Source organism: Helicobacter cynogastricus (assembly GCF_900197855.1).
GTDB classification, from domain to species: Bacteria; Campylobacterota; Campylobacteria; order Campylobacterales; family Helicobacteraceae; genus Helicobacter; species Helicobacter cynogastricus.
Genome location: NZ_FZMQ01000015.1, coordinates 136,396 through 154,093, shown reverse-complemented (window position 1 = coordinate 154,093; position 17,698 = coordinate 136,396). Strand labels below are relative to the sequence as shown.

General features: G+C 43.5%; 17 protein-coding genes. 9 read left to right on the top strand and 8 right to left on the bottom strand.

The window, feature by feature from the left end; all coding sequences use genetic code 11:
- The first annotated feature begins 19 nt into the window (after nucleotides 1–19).
- Nucleotides 20–3,253, top strand: a complete 3,234-nt coding sequence (gene carB, locus C6H00_RS07305) for a carbamoyl-phosphate synthase large subunit (RefSeq protein WP_407645545.1) — start codon at nucleotides 20–22, stop codon at nucleotides 3,251–3,253.
- On the opposite strand, the gene C6H00_RS07300 is transcribed toward carB, so the two are convergent.
- The 8 genes from C6H00_RS07300 to C6H00_RS07265 all read right to left on the bottom strand — a co-directional run bounded on the left by C6H00_RS07300 (nucleotide 3,250) and on the right by C6H00_RS07265 (nucleotide 12,389).
- Nucleotides 3,250–3,738 carry a hypothetical protein gene (locus tag C6H00_RS07300; protein ID WP_104750324.1) on the bottom strand — a complete coding sequence of 163 codons (489 nt, stop codon included), beginning with the start codon at nucleotides 3,736–3,738 and terminating at the stop codon, nucleotides 3,250–3,252. The two genes, carB and C6H00_RS07300, sit on opposite strands and share 4 nt — an antisense overlap.
- Nucleotides 3,716–4,258 (bottom strand): hypothetical protein, encoded by a 543-nt coding sequence (locus tag C6H00_RS07295; RefSeq protein ID WP_233704477.1) that lies wholly within the window; start codon nucleotides 4,256–4,258, stop codon nucleotides 3,716–3,718. Before C6H00_RS07295 ends, C6H00_RS07300 begins: the two co-directional genes overlap by 23 nt.
- Before the next feature lie 71 nt (nucleotides 4,259–4,329).
- Nucleotides 4,330–5,109: a hypothetical protein gene (locus tag C6H00_RS07290; RefSeq protein ID WP_104750322.1), complete on the bottom strand. Its 780-nt coding sequence runs from the start codon at nucleotides 5,107–5,109 to the stop codon at nucleotides 4,330–4,332.
- A 1-nt stretch (nucleotide 5,110) separates the two neighbouring features.
- The gene (locus C6H00_RS07285) at nucleotides 5,111–6,667 is read right to left on the bottom strand and encodes a dynamin family protein (protein ID WP_104750321.1); all 1,557 of its coding nucleotides are present in this window, start codon (nucleotides 6,665–6,667) and stop codon (nucleotides 5,111–5,113) included.
- A gap of 73 nt (nucleotides 6,668–6,740) precedes the next feature.
- Nucleotides 6,741–9,836 carry an efflux RND transporter permease subunit gene (locus tag C6H00_RS07280; RefSeq protein ID WP_104750320.1) on the bottom strand — a complete coding sequence of 1,032 codons (3,096 nt, stop codon included), beginning with the start codon at nucleotides 9,834–9,836 and terminating at the stop codon, nucleotides 6,741–6,743.
- Entirely contained in the window at nucleotides 9,836–10,780 is a 945-nt protein-coding gene (locus C6H00_RS07275; RefSeq protein WP_104750319.1) for an efflux RND transporter periplasmic adaptor subunit, read from the bottom strand. Before C6H00_RS07275 ends, C6H00_RS07280 begins: the two co-directional genes overlap by 1 nt.
- The gene (gene crdB, locus C6H00_RS07270) at nucleotides 10,777–12,015 is read right to left on the bottom strand and encodes a copper resistance outer membrane protein CrdB (protein WP_104750318.1); all 1,239 of its coding nucleotides are present in this window, start codon (nucleotides 12,013–12,015) and stop codon (nucleotides 10,777–10,779) included. The genes C6H00_RS07275 and crdB overlap by 4 nt, the downstream gene beginning before the upstream one ends.
- Nucleotides 12,012–12,389: a FixH family protein gene (locus tag C6H00_RS07265; protein ID WP_158655758.1), complete on the bottom strand. Its 378-nt coding sequence runs from the start codon at nucleotides 12,387–12,389 to the stop codon at nucleotides 12,012–12,014. Before C6H00_RS07265 ends, crdB begins: the two co-directional genes overlap by 4 nt.
- A gap of 113 nt (nucleotides 12,390–12,502) precedes the next feature.
- Here C6H00_RS07265 and fumC point away from each other — a divergent pair, with 113 nt between their 5' ends.
- From fumC to lpoB, 8 genes are all read left to right on the top strand, one after another.
- The gene (gene fumC, locus C6H00_RS07260; RefSeq protein WP_104750317.1) at nucleotides 12,503–13,891 is read left to right on the top strand and encodes a class II fumarate hydratase; all 1,389 of its coding nucleotides are present in this window, start codon (nucleotides 12,503–12,505) and stop codon (nucleotides 13,889–13,891) included.
- A gap of 1 nt (nucleotide 13,892) precedes the next feature.
- Complete coding sequence (gene holA / locus C6H00_RS07255; RefSeq protein WP_233704476.1) at nucleotides 13,893–14,870, top strand: DNA polymerase III subunit delta; 978 nt, start codon at nucleotides 13,893–13,895, stop codon at nucleotides 14,868–14,870.
- A gap of 62 nt (nucleotides 14,871–14,932) precedes the next feature.
- Nucleotides 14,933–15,355 (top strand): 30S ribosomal protein S6, encoded by a 423-nt coding sequence (rpsF, locus tag C6H00_RS07250; RefSeq protein ID WP_104750316.1) that lies wholly within the window; start codon nucleotides 14,933–14,935, stop codon nucleotides 15,353–15,355.
- Nucleotides 15,345–15,797 (top strand): single-stranded DNA-binding protein, encoded by a 453-nt coding sequence (gene ssb, locus C6H00_RS07245; protein ID WP_104750315.1) that lies wholly within the window; start codon nucleotides 15,345–15,347, stop codon nucleotides 15,795–15,797. Before rpsF ends, ssb begins: the two co-directional genes overlap by 11 nt.
- Before the next feature lie 12 nt (nucleotides 15,798–15,809).
- Nucleotides 15,810–16,064 carry a 30S ribosomal protein S18 gene (gene rpsR / locus C6H00_RS07240; RefSeq protein WP_104750314.1) on the top strand — a complete coding sequence of 85 codons (255 nt, stop codon included), beginning with the start codon at nucleotides 15,810–15,812 and terminating at the stop codon, nucleotides 16,062–16,064.
- A gap of 58 nt (nucleotides 16,065–16,122) precedes the next feature.
- A complete protein-coding gene (locus tag C6H00_RS07235; RefSeq protein WP_104750313.1) occupies nucleotides 16,123–16,644 on the top strand; it encodes an LPP20 family lipoprotein in 522 nt (173 codons plus the stop codon).
- Nucleotides 16,644–17,084, top strand: coding sequence for a hypothetical protein (locus C6H00_RS07230; RefSeq protein WP_104750312.1), 441 nt, complete (start codon nucleotides 16,644–16,646; stop codon nucleotides 17,082–17,084). The genes C6H00_RS07235 and C6H00_RS07230 overlap by 1 nt, the downstream gene beginning before the upstream one ends.
- A complete protein-coding gene (gene lpoB, locus C6H00_RS07225; protein WP_104750311.1) occupies nucleotides 17,059–17,694 on the top strand; it encodes a penicillin-binding protein activator LpoB in 636 nt (211 codons plus the stop codon). The genes C6H00_RS07230 and lpoB overlap by 26 nt, the downstream gene beginning before the upstream one ends.
- Nucleotides 17,695–17,698: the final 4 nt, after the last annotated feature.

The window sequence follows — 17,698 nt, the reverse complement described above, 5'->3', positions numbered from 1 at the left end:
AGCCCCAACTTCTGCTATAATCCCTCCTATGCAAAACTTTAAGAAAATTTTACTCATCGGATCGGGTCCTATTGTCATAGGGCAGGCGTGCGAGTTTGACTACTCCTCTAGCATTGCCCTTAAAACGCTTAAAAATTTGGGCTATGAGGTGGTGTTGTTAAATTCTAACCCTATTACCATCAACACGGATAAAGCCTTAGCTTATAAAACCTACATTGAGCCCATTAACATACAAAATGTGCTTAAAATCGTAGAAAAAGAGGGCATAGAGGCGATCTTACCCACCATGGGGGGGCAAACTGCGCTCAATATCATGGTGGAGTTGCACCAGCAGGGGCATTTTGAGGGGGCGCTTAAAAATGTCAAACTCTTAGGGGCTAAGATTGAGAGCATTTTAAAAGCAGAGGATCGGCGCGCCTTTAAGGAGTGCATGCTAGGCATTGGGCTAGATTTGCCCAAAGGGGGGTATGCCTACAGCGAGGAGGAGGCACTCAGTGTGGTTAAAGAGGTGGGTTTTCCTTGTATCATCCGCTCTAGTTTTACTTTGGGCGGGGAGGGCAGTAGTGTCGCCTTTAACATTGAGGAGTTTAGAGACCTGGCCAAATTCGCCCTAGAAGCTTCGCCCATTAGCGAAATTCTCATTGAAGAGAGTTTATTAGGCTGTAAAGAGTTTGAAATGGAGGTGGTGCGCGATTGCAAGGATAATTGCGTGATTGTGTGCTGTATTGAAAATGTCGATCCTATGGGAATCCACACAGGCGATAGCATCACCATTGCCCCCGCTTTGACCTTGACAGATAAAGAATACCAACGCATGCGCGATGCTAGCTTTGCGGTTTTGCGGGCGGTGGGCGTGGATACGGGGGGGGCGAATGTGCAATTTGCCATCAAAGATCGGCGTTTATTGGTGATTGAAATGAACCCTAGGGTTAGTAGAAGCTCGGCCCTAGCCAGCAAGGCAACCTTGTTTCCCATCGCTAAAGTCGCCACGCTTTTAGCTCTAGGGCACACGCTAGAAGAGATTCAAAATGACATCACGCAGAGCACAACCTGCTTTGAGCCCACGCTAGATTACATCATCACCAAAATCCCCCATTTTGACTTTGAGAAATTTCCCCAAGTGGATAGCACTTTAGGCACTTCGATGAAAAGCATAGGGGAGGTGATGGGCATTGGGGGCAGTTTTAAAGAGAGCTTGATGAAAGCTTTAGAGAGTGATTATCTCTTAAAAAATTTGCGCGCCTTTTTAGAACAACCCCTAGAGCTAGAGTTTCTTAAAAAGGAGCTACGCCGCCCCAACCCTAAACGCCTGCTTTATGCCATGCACGCCTTTAGCGATGGTTTAAGCGTGGATGAGGTGCATGCCCTAAGCTATATTGACCCCTACTTTTTAAACGAGATAGCTGAAATCGTGCAAGCCTTATTAGAGCTTAAAGAGGCAGACAAACAAGCCCTACTTAGCGACAAACAAGCCTTATTTAAACTTAAAAGCATGGGTTTAAGCGATGCGCTCATTGCTAGCTTTTTAGGCACGCACGAGCTAGAAGTGCGCCAAGCTAGAGAGGCTTTAGACTTGCACCCTAAGATGTATCAAGTGGATTTGAGCGCGAATGAGTTTAAAAGCCCCACGCCCTATCTATATAGCACCTATGCCCCCTTTTTCCCCACCCACAACGCCGCCTCCAAATCCACACGCCAAAAAGTCATACTCATTGGCTCAAGCGCGAATAAAATCGGGGTGGGGATGGAGTTTGACTACGCCTTGACACACGCCAGCCTAGCGCTTAAAAAGCTGGGCTTAAGCCCTATTATTATCAACAATAACCCCGAGACCATTAGCACGGATCACGACACCAGCGACACGCTTTACTTTGAGCCCATCACCTTAGAGCATGTGCTTGAGATTGTGGCGCGCGAAAGAGAGCATTTATTAGGCGTGGTGGTGGGCTTTGGGGGGCAAACACCCCTAAAAATTGCCAAAGATTTAGAAGCCCTCAATATCCCCCTGCTAGGCACAGCCTTTAAAAACATTGAGATCGCCGAAGAACGCGACTTATGCCACAAACTCTTAGACAATCTAAACATCGCCTACCCCAAAGGGTTATGCGCTAACTCCAAGACCCAAGCCCTAGAGTGTTTAGACCAACTCGAGTTGCCCTTAATCTTGCGCCCTAGTTTTGTGCTAGGGGGGGCTAAAATGCGTATTTTACGCAGTAAACAAGAATGCTTAGATTACATAGAAGGTTATAATTTTGAAACCAGTCTTTTAATGGATAGCTTTTTAGAGGACGCTTTAGAGTTGGATGTGGATGCCATTTGCGATTTAAAAAGCGTGTTTGTGTGCTCTGTGTTAGAGCACATTGAGCCCGCCGGTATCCACTCAGGCGATAGCACTTGTTTTATCCCCCCAAGCCTAAGCCCACAGGTGTTAGAGGAGGTTTATAGCCAAACTCAAAAAATCGCGCTAGGCTTGCAGGTGTTGGGGCTAGTGAATATCCAATTTGCCTATAAAGATCAAAAACTCTATGTCTTAGAGATCAACCCTCGTTGTTCGCGCACCGTGCCCTTTGTCTCTAAAGCACTAGGGCTAGACCTTGCAGCAATGGCAATTAGCGTGATGGTGGGGCAGAGTTTAGAGAGCTTTAAGGGTCTAGAGAATAAAGGCGGAGGGTTATTTGTAGCCAAGCCTTTAAATTATGTTTTTGTCAAAGAGAGCGTGTTCCCCTTTAATAAACTTTATGGGGCGGATTTGGTCTTAGGACCTGAGATGAAGAGCACGGGGGAGGTGGCAGGTGTGGGGCGCACACTCGCTGAAGCCTTTTATAAATCCCAATTAGCGTGCAACAACCCCATTAAGCACAGCGGGCATATCTTTGTGTCCTTGAAAGACAGCGACAAACAGCGTGCCATGCCCTTAATGCGCGCGTTTGCCAGCCTTGGCTTTAAGCTCTACGCCACTACGGGCACACATAAAGCCCTGCAAACTGAGGGGCTAGAAAGCGTGCAAGTGCTTAAAATCTCTGAGGGGCGGCCTAATATCTCGGACTTTATGCTAAACCAGCAGATTGACATGGCCATTAACACCAGCGACCGACTCAATGAGGACTCTAAAATCATCCGCATGCAGGTGCTCAAAAACAAAATCTCTTATTTTACCACCCTAAAGGCAGTCGAAAAAGTGCTACTAAGTTTGCTCGAATATTCCAAATTCAGCCACAATCCCCCCGTAAGCTTACAAGAGTTGCAGGCTTAGGGGGATTGGAAAGTTTTTAAAGCTTGGAAATAGAGAAACTCTTGGAAAGATAGGGTGCTGGCGCGTTGAAGCCAAAGGTGGTTGGTTTTGATTTTACGCATTAAAAGCTTGCTCTGTATTTTTTCTAGGAGTTTTTTAACTTTATAAACTACAAACCTTTTGAAAACCCCTTTAAAGACAGGATACAGATGCGTGATTTTGATATTTGTATCCCTACTGATGAAAACCTCAAAATCTAAATTCAGCGTGATGTCCGCGTCTTTGAGGGTTTCAAAACGCAAGCTTGTATAATTTTTGAGTTGAGATTCTAAATATTGTTGCACACACGCCTCAATTTTTCTTAGGTTTTTTTGGTATCGTTGAGCAATCTCTAATAATTGCTGTTCTTGTACATCATCGGGAGTTTTTAGCCCTAGTCTTTCGTAGGTCTTGCTTTTATAGTGATAGAAGTCTGTCTTTGCGCTATTCAAGATGAAGTGGTACATTGATGACCTTTTTTGGGGGTTTTTTCTGAAGAATCCATGCGCCATAGGAAGTAACAAATAGCCTGAAAGTTAACTCAAATTGTTTTTTCTCATGGCTTTTTAAATTCGCTTTGATGTTTGGGATATGCTTGAGTTTTTGCGCAATGAGACCCTCCTCTCTTGCTAGGCGATTTTTTAATGTTCTTTGCATATCTAGGATAGACTTGTGCACTTTTTCTTGAAACTCCTTGAGGGAGTCTTTGAGTACCAAAGAGAGAAGCTTTTCCATTCTTTCTGTTTTTTCAGTCCCGGGATTAAGGGCACAAATGTTTAAGCACTCTGGATTAGCTAGGCTTATTTGTGAGCGAAGCCTTTGATGAAAAGAGCGGATATGTTTAAAGATTGAAACTTGATGGTGATAAATATCCTTATGCAAGCTATCGCTCTTATCTACACCTGCTAACAGGCGATCAAAAAGTGCGCAGTGTTTGCGCATAACCTCCAAACTCAAGCGATCAAAGGAGGTAGATTTTTTTCGCACCAATCTGATAATATACCCTCTAGTTGTTTGCGGATTTCCTCTTGCTCCATGTGATGTACAAGACCTCGTGTTTAAACCTTAGAGGATTTTTGATGGATTTGGAGCTGTTGGCTAGCATAGGTGGCACTAAAGAGCTGGAAAGCTAGGTCTAATTGTTGCTGTTCTTTTTGGGCAACATCGCCTGCCACCTCTTGAATATCTTTTAGTCTTTCATAGCTTTGCTTGAGGAGCATGTTTTCTTTTTCTAGGCGATCCTCTAGTTTCTCTTTCACGCTAGAGATCGCTTCTTGCACCTTGCCCTTGATCTCTTTTTTAAAGTCTCTCAAAGAATCTTGGATGGCTTGGTTGATGAGCTGATTCATTCTGCGTTCCTTTTCTTGCCCGGAGTCGAGCATACAAACCTCTTGGCATTTGGGATTATCTAGGCTGATCTTGGTGTAAAGTTTTTCATGGAAGCCCTTAATGCGCCCAAAAATAGACCTTTGATGGTTGCGTATATTTTGGCGCAAAGATTGCAAGTTGCAATATGCCCCCATTTTTTCTATCTCCTCTACCAAGCGATCAAAGACGGCGACGCATTCCTGCCTCAAGGCTTCCTGTGGCTCAATGGACATTTCTCTGGCCTTTGCTTTAAACTCAGCTAAAACTTTATTGAGATCAAGGGTTTCTTGCGCTGTTGCGCTACTAGCAGAATAAGAGGCCATTTGCCCCACTTCTCTAGCGGTTTTCTCACCAAAACCAAAAAGACTCTTTACACCATTGACAATAGCTTTTCCAGCACTTACAACAGCACCCCCAACTGCGCTAGCAACACTCTTAACCCCACTCCAAAGACTGCTCAAAAATCCCATCTCACACCCCGCTTTCTTGAATGATTTTTTCAATCTGCGCATCTAGATCATCGAGGACGCTCTTAGATTCCTGATTAAAACCAGCGATCAAGTCCTCAAACTCCAACTTAGAGTTTTTTAAGCTTTCTAGTTTTTGTCTGTCCTGTTCAATCTTGGCACTGATTTTAGCCGTGTCGCCCCGCGCGCTAGTATAATCCTCGTGCAAACTCTGGGCGTTGTGTTCAAAATAATCTTTGATCTCTTGTTGGATTAAGGCATAATTCCTAGTGGCATCTTTGATAATCTCTTGTTGCACACTATTTAAAATGTCTTCTTTAATCCTTTGATGGATCGCCTCTACATTAGAGATTTTCTGCAACTCTTTAAGATGGGTTGCGATCTTGTCATCTTCAAAAAACCCATAGCACAGCCGTTTAAGTTGCCTTTCCTCCTCTGCACCCAAAGTTTTTTGTTCAAAAAGACTACAGAGTAAGGACAAATGCCCAGAAACATGGATGATATTTTGTTGGGCTAACTTAGAGCTATAGCCCGTTTTCCCCCTTCCTCCATGATCTAAACTCAAGTACTCCATCCATTTGCCCTTGATTTTTTCCCAATCTTTTTTGGGATTGTTAAGAATGTCATAATGTGTGCCCAAAGTGTAGACTTTCTCTGGGTGTCCGTAGGTGTTATCAAAAATTCTAAAAATGGTGTCTAACTCCACTCCCTGCAAATTTTTACATTCCACGCACATTAGAACCACATTGGCGCGTTGGATGTAGTTGCGCGTAACATTGGAGCGGTAAGCGATTGCATCATTTAAACCCGGAGTGTCTACAAAAACAATATTTTTTTCATAGGGAAACTCGGGAAACTGGATAGACACCTCTTTGACAAAATAATGCGCGCTCGACCTAGAAGAGGTGTATTTGGCTAAACATTCCTTGCTTAAAGGTTCGCTAATGCTGGGCTTGTTTAACCATTGAGATTTTTCCTGTTCGGCTTGAGATTTCTCGTATTCTTTAAAAAAATTACCCGCGCTGTGCTTTGCGCTCCCCAAGATTTGCGCCCATTCTTTGGCTGTATAAAAACTAATGGTAGCAAGCGGATTTGCGCCGTATTTGAATTTGGTGAGCACTGCGGTTTCAGGATTGACATCCACACTGGCGTAATCTTTTTGAAGCATCGCATTGATGAGCGTGGATTTGCCCGCCTTGATCGTGCCCACAAAAGCGATTTGAAATTCTGCATCTCTTTGTAAGAATTTTTCAAGTTGCTCTATAAAACCTTGAATATGTGTGGCATTTCCCCCCATATAGCCTTTTAAAACCTGTAAGAAGTTGCGCGTTTGCACTGCCTCCTCAAACATCCCCTGCAAATCCTCAAGTGGGGCGCGCACTCGCACACCTACCTTAGCTTTTTGACTTTCTTTAAGAAAAGTTTGGATTTTTGCTTGGACTGCTTTTAGACTTTGGGAGTTTTGATACTCACCCCCCCCCCCCAACGCGCCACACTCTAAACAAAATAGCAAATCCTCGTTAGGATTGGTAAATCCACAAGAAACACAAGTAACAGCCATGTCAACCTATCCTTTACTTTTTAGCGAGGTTAACATGAAAAACTTAATGCGAGGTGTTTTTTAGGCTTTCCTTCTAGGTCAAAGATTTTAGGGTTACATTTTTGATTACAAAATACGCAGTAGGAATGATAAAGAGAGTGAGCACCACGCTAGTGATCATTCCCCCTAACATGGGCGCGGCAATGGCGTGCATGATCTCAGAGCCTACGCCATGTGAGTACATAATGGGTACAAGAGAAACTAAGATACTAAAAAAGGTCATCAATTTGGGACGCACGCGTTGCACTGCTCCGTGCATGATCGCCTCTTTGAGTTTGGTGCTGGTGTGTGTGGCTTGCTTTAAGAAGTTTTGATAGGCATCCTCTAGGTAGATAATCATCACAATCGCCGTTTCAGAGGCGACACCTAAAAGGGCTAAAAAACCTACTAAAGCAGCGATACTCAAATTCAAACCCAGCAACTTCATAAAAAACAACCCCCCTAAAAAGGCAAAAGGCAGACTAAAAAAACACAAAAGGGCGTTTGTGGTGTTTTTGAGCGCAAAGACAATCAGTAAAAAGATGATGAAAATGCTCATAGGCACGATGTATTTAAGAGTTGCAAAAGCCTCATCTAAGTACTGACTCTCCCCTGAAAATTCATAATAATACCCGCTAGGTAGTTTTATCTTTTCTAAAACCTTCAAAGCGGCTTGGCGGTAGGTTTCTGAGCTCACTCCGCTTTTAGGCACGATATAAATAAAATGCACATTCAGACCCTTTTCGCTTTTGAGCACAGCTGGGGCGTTTTCATAATAAATCTTTGCAAAGGTGCGCAGAGGCACGAAACTATAAGGAGTTTTAATGTACAGATTATCCAAACTCTCAATATTGTCGCGTTGCACATCTTTAAGCCGCACAGAGATAGGGTAGCTCTCCACGCCATCAATAAGGGTAGAAATACTCGCCCCACCCACGCCATAGCTAATCATGTCTAAGATAGCTTCTTTAGTGATCCCATACTGGGCTAATTTTTCCGCGCGCAAATCCACATTGAGATAGTAGCCATTGTTAGATTTTTCGGCAAACACTGAGAGAGATTGGGGGAGGGTTTTTAGTGTTTGCTCCATCTGGATAGCTAAATCTTGCAATAGATTAGAATCCTTGCCATAGAGTTTAATCCCTAAGGGGGTACGAATCCCAGTCAAGAGCATATCAATACGCCCACGAATGGGGTAAGTCCACGAATTGACCAAGCCTTTGAGTTGTAGGGTGCGTTCTAATTTATTTCTGAGTTGTTCATAGGTGATCTGTTCAGGCCATTCAGATTTAGGTTTGAGTTCAATATAGGTTTCTAGCATAGAGAGAGCTGCGCTATCTGTACTGCTATTAGCCCGCCCCGCCTTGCCAAAAACCTGCTTGACCTCTGGGAGACTTTTAATGCGCCTATTGGTTTCTTCTAAGTATTTTTTAGCCGTGTCAATGCCTACTGCATTGGTGGTTACAGGCATGTACATCACCACGCCCTCATTAATAGCTGGGATAAACTCCCAGTTGAGTTTTTTATAGACGAAATATAGCCCGCCCAAACCTAGCACACTTAGGACTAAAAACACATACCTAAAACGCAGGACAAAGAGCAAACACACGCCATAAACTTTGATAAAAAAGGCGTTGATAGGGTTTTTAGATTCCTCTACAATCTTGCCTTTGATAAAAAAGATCATCAAAATGGGTACAATGCTAATAGAGAGTAGAGCCCCTACAAGCATTGCAAAGGTTTTTGTATAGGCTAGAGGGGAAAAAAGTCGCTTTTCCTGCCCGCTTAGATCAAAGATGGGCAAGAAAGACACGACAATAATCATGAGGGCAAAGAAAATAGCCGGTCCTACTTGTTTTACGCCGGTAATGATGGCCTCTTGGCGTTCTTTGTCATTTTGCATATTGACATGCCCTAAGTGCTTATGCGCGTTCTCCACCATCACAATAGCCGCGTCCACCATCGCCCCAATGGCAATGGCAATCCCCCCTAAGCTCATAATACTCGCCTCAATGTTGAAAAAATGCATGAGCAAGAAACTCAAACACACACATAAGGGCAAAGTGATTATCACCACTAGCGCACTTCTTAAGTGCAGTAAGAATAACGCAATCACCACCAAGACGATCACGCTCTCCTCTATCAAGGTGTGAATGAGGTTATCCACCCCCTTTTTAATGAGCTCACTACGATCATAGACAGGCACAATCTGCACATCCGGGTTGCTTTCTTGCAAGCGGGCAATTTTTTCTTTGATACGCTCTAAAATGCTATAAGTATCAGCATGGTAGCGCACCATCACAATTCCGCCCACTACTTCATCCGTGCCATTGAGATTAGCTACAGATCGTCTAGGCTTTGGTGTAAAATTGATCGTAGCAATGTCTTTTAGCTTAATGGGGGTGAGATTGGGGGTTTTAAGTACGATCTCTCCCAAATCTTTTAGACTCTTGGTATAACCTTGCGCGTGGATGATTTTTTCAAATCCGTTTTCTAAGATAATCCCTCCTCCCGTATCTTTGTTGGATTTTTTGATTGCGTTAACCACATCTTGAATACTCAAATCGTATTTGACTAGCGCATCGTTATTGATGGTAACCTCATAGTTTTTCTCAAACCCGCCCACACTAGCGACCTCACTCACACCATCTACCCCTAACAACGCGTAGCGGTAATAAAAATCCTGTAGGGTTTTTAGCTCGGCTAGATTCTTGGTTTTACTTTTGAGCGCGTATTGATAAGCCCAGCCAATGGAGGTCGAATCACTCCCCATTTCTACCTTAGCCTCAGGAGGCAATTTGACCCGTGCCATTTGCTCTGAGACGCGATCCCGTGCAAAATACAAATCTACGCCGTCTTTAAAAATGATATAAATCAAGCCGGTTTCATAGCTAGCAATCCCGCGCACCGTCTCTACATCGGCAATGCCCATTAAATTAGACACTAAGGGGTAGACCGCTTGTTCTTGCACCACTTGGGGGCTTTGATTAGGGTAACTTACCTGCACGACCACCTGCGTGGGGGAGAGATCGGGCAGAGCGTCTAGGCGGGTGTTTTTCATCGCCCAAAGGGAGATAAGGAATAATAAAAACACCACCAAAACCACCACTAGCCTATTTTTAAGACTAAGAGAGATCAGCGCATTAATCATCACTCATCCCCATTATTGATCGCATCGGCATCGAGAATAAAGAGGGCGTTTTTAGCGACCTCATCGCCCTCTTTTAAACCCTCCAAGATTTCATAGCTCCCATCGCTATTGCGTTTGGCATGAATTTCAGTAATTTCAAAATCCCCGTCCTCTTTTTTAAACACAATGGTTTTATCGTTTTTAACCAACACCGCTTCTTTGGGCAAAACTAGCATTTTTCTAGCCCTTTGATAGATCGTGATGCGGGCAAACATGTTAGGAAAAAAAACCCCTTGAGGATTTTTAAGTATAAAGCGAGCTTCTAGCATTTTATCCTTGTCATTGACAAGGGGATTAATGTTAGAAAAATCTAAAGAAAAAACACCCGGCACGCCCTCAATAGAGATACTAGCTTTTGCCAAATGACGCACAAAATCTAAATCCTCTTGATTAATCTTGGCAATAGCATATAGGGAGCTTAGATCAATAATTCTATAAACCTCTGTGCCTCCCTTAATAAATCCCCCCTCTTGGATATTCTTGGTAAAGATAATGCCATTGAAGCGCGATCGCATCAGCATGCTATTAATGATCTTGCCCTCTTTGATTAGACGCGCGATCTCTAACTGCCCTACCCCTAAAAGGCGCAATTTTTCCTTAATTTCCTCTACTTGCCTATTGAAGTGCAGAGCCGAGAGAAGCTCACTTTGTACCCCTACTAAAGAGGGAGAATAAATACTAAAGAGCCGTTCACCGGCCTTGATAGGTTTGTAAGTTTGATCGGCATAGAGTTTTTCTACAAAACCATCAAAGCGTAAGGTGTAGCTGTAGCTCTTTTGTTCGTCTGCTTGCAAAGAGGCGTAATATTGCCTAAAAGGCGCGCTCTCTTTGAGGGTAACTTTGATAGTATCAGACGCTCCCCACAGCACACCTAGCAACGCCAAGCATAGGCTTAAAGATTTCATTCAAGTCCCTTCAGATTTTCTAAGGCTAAATAAGTAACATTAAGATCGCTCAAAGCGTCAATCTTGGAGAGTCGCCCATTAATCACATCATTAAAGGCGTTGTAATAGCTATTGTAATCCCCACCCGAGATCAAGTTCTGTTCATAAATCTGCATAACACGCCCACTAGCGTTTAAAATGTGTTCTATGCTCGTCAAATTCTTTTCTAGTTGCGCCATTTTTTTTAAAAGCTTTTTAGCTTTATGGCGGATTTGGTTAGCTGTGTTTTCAATATTGTTCATTGCTACTAAATGCTCTTGTTTGCGTTGTTGCAAAGTGTTATTTTGTTTGCCATAAATAGGCAGAGGGATGGCTACACCAATGGTAAACATATTAAAGATACGCGAGCGGAAGAGGTAATTAGCAGTTACATTAATATCTTCTAAAAAACTTTTTTTAGCTAAAACGATGTTTTTGCGCGCTTGGCCGTCTTGCAAACGGGCGATTTTGAGATCATAATTGCTAGCCATGATTTTTTGCAATTCCTGTGCGCTGTCCAAAGCCATGTTTTTAGGTGCAAGAGAAAGTAGGTCGCTTTGACTAAAAGTAAGCTCACTAATGTTGATCTTGTTGTCCTCTAGGGCATCCTCAAGCTCATTTTGTTTGATTTCTAATTGAGATTTGAGTACTTCGATCTTGGAGATCGTTACTAAATCCGGATTGCTTGCATTTTGAGCGTTGTAAAGGATATTGTCTAAGTTGCTCAGAGTTTGCTTGATCAAGGCGAGTTTTTGAGTGTTTCTATAAACATTGATCGCATTAGTCAGTACACCAATAGCGATATTTTGTTTGAGTTTTTGGAGTTCCAAAAGCTTCTTTTGGCGTTCCAAATCCACAATTTGTTTTTGAGTGTGTCGTTTGGCATTAATATCAAACTTTTGACTCAAGCCCACGCTAATACTTTGCATAAAGCTAGAATCTAAGATGAAAAAATTGTTCACATCTGCATTGTTATAGCCCACATACAAAATTGGGTTATCCCAACGCGCCACAGCTTTAGCCTGTGCCTTAAGACTGGCTATTTGCGCCTCTAAGCCCTCAATTTGGGAGTTTTTGCCTAAAAACTTTTTGTAAATATCTTTGATATTCAGATTTTGAGTAGAGGGAGTGATGGTCTCCAAGCGCGTTGCTTGATGCGATCCAAAAAGCCCCTCCAACAACAAAAAAGCTCCCCAAACTAAGACTCTTAGCCTCATAAATCTAGGCTACCCTTGCCTTTGTAAGTTTTACCTTCTTTGGTTTTAAGCTCTAGCTTTACTTGCCAAGTGCCCCCCATAGGCAAATTCACTTTCACATCATACAATCCATCTTTTTCTTTCACTTGGGCATTTTCATGCATGGCAGGCATGCCGGGCATCTCAGGCATACTAAACTTGAGTTTGACCTGCGCACCCTTAAGAGGCTTACCAGCTAAAGTGGGGGTTAAGCTAAAATGATTATTCCCGCTCACAGGTTTTTGATCAGACTTTAAGACTACTTTGACTTCCTTAGCCTTAATTTGCATATCCCAAGCCTGCAAGCTCCCCACCAACAAGCCACATGCCAATGCCATTGCGCCTAATATCCGCATTAAATACTCCTTAATTTAAAATGTGTCGCATGTTAGCTCGTGTCTGTGTGTGATTTGTGGAAATTAAAGTTTGGCGTGTTAAAATTTTCTATCTCTATATAGGAAGGAAGAGGATGTATCGCATTGAACATGACACTATGGGCGAAGTCAAGGTAGAGGATAGTAAGTATTGGGGCGCGCAAACCCAAAGGAGCTTTGAAAACTTTAAAATTGGCACAGAAAAAATGCCCCCCGCGCTCATTAGAGCCTTTGCCAAATTAAAGCGCTCTGTTGCGGTGGTAAATGCGCAGTTGGGCAAATTGGACGCGCAAAAATCCCAAGCCATCGTGCAAGCCTGCGATGAGGTGATCGCAGGCAAATTAGCTGACATGTTCCCCCTAGCCATTTGGCAAACTGGGAGCGGGACACAGACTAATATGAATGTGAATGAAGTCATTGCCAATCGCGCCACCGAGATTTTAGGTGGGAATTTTAGAGAAAAAAAGCTCATCCACCCCAATGACCATGTAAATATGTCCCAAAGCTCTAATGACACTTTCCCCACAGCTATGCACATTGTGAGCGTGCTAGAATTGCATAAAACCCTTTTGCCCGCGCTAGACAAACTGCACGCCACTTTGCAAGCCAAAAGCCAAGAATTTAAAGACATTATTAAAATCGGGCGCACCCATTTACAAGATGCGACCCCTCTCACTCTGGGGCAGGAATTTAGCGGGTATGTGAGCATGCTGGAGCACTCTAAAGCACAGATTTTACAGAGTTTGGAATATCTAAGCGAGCTAGCCATCGGGGGCACGGCAGTGGGCACAGGGCTAAACGCACATCCCCAACTCTCAGAAAAGGTCGCCACAGAACTTAGCCAGCTCACCGGCTACACCTTCAAAAGCGCGCCTAATAAATTCCATGCGCTCACCAGCCATGACGGCCTCACCTTTGCGCATGGCGCGCTTAAAGGTTTAGCGGCTAATTTGATGAAGATTGCTAATGACATCCGCTGGCTAGCCAGTGGTCCGCGCTGTGGTTTGGGCGAGATTAATATCCCTGAGAATGAACCGGGGAGCTCCATAATGCCGGGCAAAGTCAATCCCACCCAGTGCGAAGCGTTGACGATGGTCGCCGTGCAAGTGATGGGCAATGATGCAGCGATTGGCTTTGCCGCCTCTCAGGGCAATTTTGAACTCAATGTCTTTAAACCCGTAATCATCTATAATTTCTTGCAAAGTCTGACTTTACTGGCTGATGGCATGGAGAGCTTTAACACCCATTGCGCGGTGGGAATCACGCCTAATAAAGAAAAGATCGATCACTATCTGCACCACTCTTTAATGCTTGTAACCGCGCTCAATCCCCATATTGGTTATGAAAATGCCGCCAAAGTGGCTAAAAACGCCCATAAAAAGCATATTAGTCTCAAAGAATCCGCTCAAGAGTTGGGATTAGTGAGTCCAGAGGATTTTGATAAATTCGTCAATCCTGCTAACATGATCGCCCCTAAGGCGTGAGTTGTATCACCAAGAGTTTTTAAGTTATTTGGAGCGTGCTACCCCACGCGTGGCATTGCTCTATGGCGAGCCTTTCTATATCGATCACTATACAAATGAGATTTTAAGACGCTATGCTCAAGCAGAGCAATACCGCTATTATTTCAACGATTATGATTTTAAAGCCGTGTTGGAGGTTTTGAGTCAAGATTCGCTCTTTGGAGAGGGGAGCGTGGTTTTACTAAAATTGGATAAAAAACTTGGAAATAAAGAAATTACAGCGTTGTTAGAGGCTGTAGCCACTTGCTCTAAGAGCGCGCTCATTATCGGTTTCTACCCCCTCAACAAAAATACCTATATCCAAGAATGTAAGCAATTTAGCGCACAGCTCAAGCACCCTAAACTGACAGAAACGCTTGTAGAGGTGCGCTTTTTTCCCCCTAAATCCTCTGAGTTTTTAGAATTATTACAAAAAAGAGCCCAGGCACTTAAAGTAATTGTAGATTCGCAAACATTGTTTCTCTTGCTTGAATATAACGATGTAGGAATAGCCTATCAAGAGCTTGAAAAATTGGCCCTTCTAGGACGGCCTATAACGATGGCAGATGTGCAAGAAAATATGCATGGAGGAGGGGCTGTGGAGATAGAGAAGCTTTTTGAAGCTCTATTCGAGCGCAAGGGGGATAGTTTGGCGATCTTAAATCGTTTACAGCAGGAGGGTTTAGATGGTGTGGAATTGGTGCGTGTTGTGGGGCGTTATTTTTACCAACTCACACTATTTGCCATGCACTTAAAAATGCATGGAAGTGTACAGGCTAGGGAAATCTTGGGTTTTAACCCTCCGCCTGCTGTATCCGCGCAATTACGCCAACGCTGTACTCGGCTCAAAGCTCCTATTATTATCTTTGAAGCACTCAGAGATTGGTATGTGCAAAGTATGCGGGGCGATACAGAAGCAGGGTGGCGTTTTTTAATAAAAATACAAGATTATATTGACTAGAATGACCAGCTTAAACCTTGCTCTTTTGTATTGCAGAAGGGCGTTAGCCAAAAGGAGATTTTTTGAAACATTACGAGACGATGTTCATCCTCAAATCTACGATGGTAGAGGAGGAGATTAAGGAAAAAATAGCTTTTTATCAGGAAGTGATTAATAAACAAGGTGGAGTTATAGAAGCCACTTTGGATATGGGAATCCGTCAGCTTGCCTATGAAATTAAGAAGCAAAAACGGGGTTATTACTTTGTGATCTATTTTAAAGCCCAAGCACACGCAGTCCTAGAATTAGAGAGGTTATATCGCATTAATGAGGATGTACTCCGATTCATTATTCTCAAATATGAAAGTAAAAAAGAGCAAAAAGCTTGGCAGACTTTAGTCGATCGCGCCTTGAAGAAACCCGGCACAGAGACAAAACAACGCCTCAAAGAACAGACATCTGAGAGTAACAAGGCGGTGGAATCCCTTAAGAGCGATGTACAATAAGATTACCCTAGTAGGGCATTTTACGCGCGATGTAGAGTTGCGCCACCTGCCCAGCGGAAGCCCCTTAGGCAAAACAGGGATTGCAACAAACCATGTTTTTAAACGCCAAGATGGGAGTAGGGGCGAGGAGACTTGTTTTGTTGACTTAGAGTTGTGGGGGCGCACTGCAGAGATCGCTAGTCAATACCTACACAAAGGTTCGAAGGTGCTTATTGAGGGGCGTTTAAAATTCGAGACTTGGAGCGATCAACAAGGTAACAAAAAGAGCAAGCATACGATTGTGGTAGAAAACCTTGTGATGCTAGATTCTAAACGCGAGAGTCAGGGGGGAGAGGCTTGGGATCGAAAACCTGCTTTTAGTGGAGGTAATTATAGCTCCTCGCCCAAGAGAGAACCTGAGTCGATTCCTGAGATTAACATCAATGATGACATGCCATTTTAAGAAAGGATGATTATGGAAAAAAAAAGATACTCTAAACGCTATTGTAAGTACACGGAGGCAAAGATCGACTTTATTGACTATAAAGACCTCGAGCTTCTCCGCTACTCTCTCTCTGAACGCTACAAGATCATGCCTAGGCGTTTGACTGGTAATAGTAAAAAGTGGCAAGAGCGGGTAGAAGTGGCCATCAAACGCGCGCGACACATGGCTTTGATTCCCTATGTAGTGGATCGTAAAAAGGTGGTAGAGAACCCTTTTAGAGTGTAGGTTTAAGAGCTAGATTTAATCAGACATGCTAGACTTTAATCTTTAATAAGGAGTTAAGATGGTTTCTCAAAAACTTAAATGGGCTTTGGTGGCGGGTGGTATCGCGACAGCTTTGGTTGTTGTTGGGTGTGGCGAACCTAAATCGGGTGTGAGCAAGGAGAATAAGGAATATCTCGCTCAGACTAAGGGTGCGCCTGATTGGGTTAATGGCGATCTTGGCAAAGTCAAGATGGGCAGTAAGGAATATAGTTCGTTATTTTTGGGGAGAGGCGAAGATGATATTTTGAATGGCGATGTAAGCTATGCTACTGAGCAGGCTGCAACCCAAGCAAGAGCTAATTTGGCTGCTAACCTTAAGACAGAATTAACTAAAGATGTGCAAGCGCAAACCTCTAGGGAGGGTGGCTCTTTGAATAAGAGCAGTAGCGTTAGTATTGGCGAAAAAGTGGATCGCGTACTCACTGCCTCAAAACAAGTCGCTCGCTGGGTGGGCAAGGATAAAGTGTGGGTTTTGGTCGGCCTAGATCAAGATATTGTTTATAAAATCCGCGCTGAATTAGGATTGAAACCTAAGAAATAATGCTCAAAAAGGTATGGGGGGTTTTAGGGCTGTGTCTTTGGGGCTGTGCTGGTGGCGCTCCTAAATGGGTTGCTCAGTGTGATAGCCCTGTGGTTGTCCATCAAGATGCCATTTTAGCTTGTGGCATGGCTGAGATTTTAGAGGGATCTAGTGAGGATGCCTTAAGCCTTGCGACCACGCAGGCGCGCTCCAAGTTAGCGGATTTTATACTTCTAAAACATAAAAAAGACCCTTTGCAGGCAAGTGTGGAGCTTCAAGGGACGCAGTTAAAAGCTGAGTGGATAGCGCAAGAAAGAGCCTATGTTTTAGTGCAGATGGACGCTCAGGCGTTGGAGACTTCCACTATTGTTCAAAAGCGCAAACCTCTAACTCAAGAAGATCACAAAGAACAAATCAAACAAAAGGCGAAAGAAGATGGCGATTTGTCAAATCACAAATAAAAAAATTTGGGCTACCTGTGTGGTGGGTGCTTTGGTATTGGCAGGATGTGGGGGCAATAGTGTAAGCTATATCGCTCCCCAAGATCAGGCTAAATACGCAACAACAGGCCTGGATTATCACGACATCGAAGCAGCTGCAAAAACCGCCGTAGCCTCCATGTTGCAGAGCCCAGATGTTCAAAATATCAAAGGCCCTAAGGTGATCGCAGTTTCAGACATATTGAATGACACCATGCAACATTTTGATACGCAACAGCTCAGTCAGTTAGTTCTCCAGACTCTCAAAGATCAGGTACATGGCAAGTTTTATGTTACAAAGGCAATTGCTGGGAGTGGAGGTAGTGAGGATGCAATGATCAATAGAGCGCGCCAGTTGCGTAACAATGAGGAATTTAATCAAGAAACTACTCAAGAAAAGGGTACTTTGCGCGCACCCGATCTCTCTTTAAGTGGGAAAGTTATTCAAAGAAATGCGCGAGTTAGTTCTAGCAAACAACGCATTGACTATATTTTTATTCTCTCTTTAGCGAGCATTAAAAATGGTTTAGAAGTGTGGAGTCGGGAATTCCCTATTTCTAAACTGGGTAGCAATAAATCTGTATCTTGGTAAGATT

Coding starts and splice junctions, on each gene's coding strand:
- C6H00_RS07300 (WP_104750324.1), bottom strand. CDS start 3,738: ATGTACCACTTCATCTTGAATAGCGCAAAGACAGACTTCTATCACTAT.
- C6H00_RS07290 (WP_104750322.1), bottom strand. CDS start 5,109: ATGGGATTTTTGAGCAGTCTTTGGAGTGGGGTTAAGAGTGTTGCTAGC.
- C6H00_RS07285 (WP_104750321.1), bottom strand. CDS start 6,667: ATGGCTGTTACTTGTGTTTCTTGTGGATTTACCAATCCTAACGAGGAT.
- C6H00_RS07280 (WP_104750320.1), bottom strand. CDS start 9,836: ATGATTAATGCGCTGATCTCTCTTAGTCTTAAAAATAGGCTAGTGGTG.
- C6H00_RS07275 (WP_104750319.1), bottom strand. CDS start 10,780: ATGAAATCTTTAAGCCTATGCTTGGCGTTGCTAGGTGTGCTGTGGGGA.
- crdB (WP_104750318.1), bottom strand. CDS start 12,015: ATGAGGCTAAGAGTCTTAGTTTGGGGAGCTTTTTTGTTGTTGGAGGGG.
- C6H00_RS07265 (WP_158655758.1), bottom strand. CDS start 12,389: ATGCGGATATTAGGCGCAATGGCATTGGCATGTGGCTTGTTGGTGGGG.
- fumC (WP_104750317.1), top strand. CDS start 12,503: ATGTATCGCATTGAACATGACACTATGGGCGAAGTCAAGGTAGAGGAT.
- ssb (WP_104750315.1), top strand. CDS start 15,345: ATGTACAATAAGATTACCCTAGTAGGGCATTTTACGCGCGATGTAGAG.
- rpsR (WP_104750314.1), top strand. CDS start 15,810: ATGGAAAAAAAAAGATACTCTAAACGCTATTGTAAGTACACGGAGGCA.
- C6H00_RS07235 (WP_104750313.1), top strand. CDS start 16,123: ATGGTTTCTCAAAAACTTAAATGGGCTTTGGTGGCGGGTGGTATCGCG.
- C6H00_RS07230 (WP_104750312.1), top strand. CDS start 16,644: ATGCTCAAAAAGGTATGGGGGGTTTTAGGGCTGTGTCTTTGGGGCTGT.
- lpoB (WP_104750311.1), top strand. CDS start 17,059: ATGGCGATTTGTCAAATCACAAATAAAAAAATTTGGGCTACCTGTGTG.